Raw genomic sequence first — 1788 nt, 5'->3', positions numbered from 1 at the left:
AAGTGCTGTTATCCTAACTTTCGGATAACAACAGCGAATCAACCCCGAATTTACGGAACATGGCGACAAATTTGCGCAGGTCTTTCCGCAAAAGTTCATCCGCATCCCGTTTTGTCATGGTTCGTGCCGAATACTTCTCGTTTGGCAAAAGTTTGTGACCCCAACCGACGTATGGGTAGTGTTTTTCTGAGTGCCAGCCTTCAAAGTAGCGGCAGCATAAAAAAGCACGTTCCATAAGCGGCAGTCGGTAGATTGCCGCCTGCCCGTCCGTTCCCTCTTGGCGGCTGATCTGCGCGGACACAGAACAGACCGTCAGAAGTGAACAGAGCATTGTCATGAATACACGCATCATTTCAACAAGGGGCTGAAGTTGCCGATGGGAACGATGGTAAGATCGTCGTCCTTTACATTCCTGTTGTTGAAGTCAAATTCCAGTTCGTAGGAGTTGCTAAAGTTATCCTCCACCACCACGATGAAATTATGCGCCTCATCACCCGCCGCCGTGTAGTACAGGCGGAATTTTTCGTTCTCCAGCAGGTAGCGGTCGTTAGGCAGGAAGGTGATGCCGTTATCCATTTTGAGCGAGCCTTCCCCCTCGAACTGGAAATAGCGGATGGTATAGAGCGTACCCGAAAAGTCGCCCTCCTTTTTCAGTTCACAGCGGATTTCCACTGTCTGCCCCTTTACTACCTTGTTCGGCACGGGCATGACCTCCACCGTGAAGGGATAGGACTGCTGGATGTCCATGTCATCGTCACATGACACGAGGGTGAATGACATGGCGGCTATCAGGCATAACGCCACTGCCTTGAATATTGATGTTCTCTTGTTTCTGTTGTTCAGTATGTTCATTGTTCTTCGATTTTTAGATGGTTGTTTTTCTGTTTTTTCGTTGTCAGTTGCAGGTACTCGTTCAAGTCCTTGCAACCGTCATAGAGGGAGGAACGGTCGGTGACACGTTCCCCGTATCGCATGGTAAGTGCGGCAAGCGTCCGCCGTCCGGCTTCGTCACGGTCGAGGAAGCAGCCGATGCGCCCGTATCCGTCCAGCAATCCCGCCGCCTTCTCCACGTTGGCGACTGAGTTCAGCACAAGACAGTCAGCGTTACCGGTTACACCAAGCGTCACGGCAGAGAGAAAGTCCATGAAGCCCTCGAACACGAGGCACTCGTCAGCCGGGATGTCATTCGCCTTTACCAGTGATACAGACTTCGGAGGTATGCAACCCTTGAAATATCGGCTTCTGACTTCATAGCCACCTGCCATGTTCGGAAAGCCAACGGCAAAATACCGTTTCCCACGCACACCGTAGTTCAAGCGGCAGCAGTGACGGGATGCGATGGCGTAAGGGATGCCCCGTTCCTCTAAATACTCCGTCAGCAGTGAGCGGAGCAGCGGAGCGACCTCCACATCCTCAAAAACGGATTCGGTCGGCTTCGAGAGATAGACGGGCTTTTCCCATCCGGCAACCGTCATATTGGCGGCTTCCGCTATGAACTTCGCTTGCTTCATGAAGTCATCGCTTTGCAGAAACTCCCCGGCAAGCGTGAAGATGTCGCCGCCCTTGCCCAAACCGAAGTCGTACCAGAGCTGTTTCGCCACGTTCACACGGAAAGAGGATGTGCGCTCGCCCCTGTACGGGGCAAGATACCACAGCTCGTTACCGCTCCTTCTGACAGGCTCATGCCCCAGCCGTGCGAGAAAATCCGCAAGCGGCATCCTTCTGACAGCATCTATTTCCGTCCTTTCCATGCCCGTGTCAGTTGATGATGAACTTGATACCGACCCC

At 52.8% G+C, this 1788-nt stretch carries 2 protein-coding genes and 1 pseudogene; all 3 read right to left on the bottom strand.

The window, feature by feature from the left end; translation table 11 throughout:
- Positions 1-25: 25 nt before the first annotated feature.
- Positions 26-352, bottom strand: a pseudogene (locus JCM17102_RS20875) (lysozyme); the annotation flags it as partial.
- On the bottom strand, positions 349-852 hold the full coding sequence (locus JCM17102_RS20870) for a DUF3872 domain-containing protein (protein ID WP_004291525.1): 504 nt from the start codon (positions 850-852) through the stop codon (positions 349-351). The pseudogene JCM17102_RS20875 and the gene JCM17102_RS20870, both read right to left, overlap by 4 nt.
- Entirely contained in the window at positions 849-1751 is a 903-nt protein-coding gene (locus JCM17102_RS20865; protein ID WP_004291524.1) for a DUF8464 domain-containing protein, read from the bottom strand. The genes JCM17102_RS20870 and JCM17102_RS20865 overlap by 4 nt, the downstream gene beginning before the upstream one ends.
- Positions 1752-1788: the final 37 nt, after the last annotated feature.

It is taken from the genome of Bacteroides faecichinchillae JCM 17102, assembly GCF_000614145.1.
Taxonomy (GTDB): domain Bacteria; phylum Bacteroidota; class Bacteroidia; order Bacteroidales; family Bacteroidaceae; genus Bacteroides; species Bacteroides faecichinchillae.
This window is presented reverse-complemented; position numbering and strand designations above follow the sequence as displayed.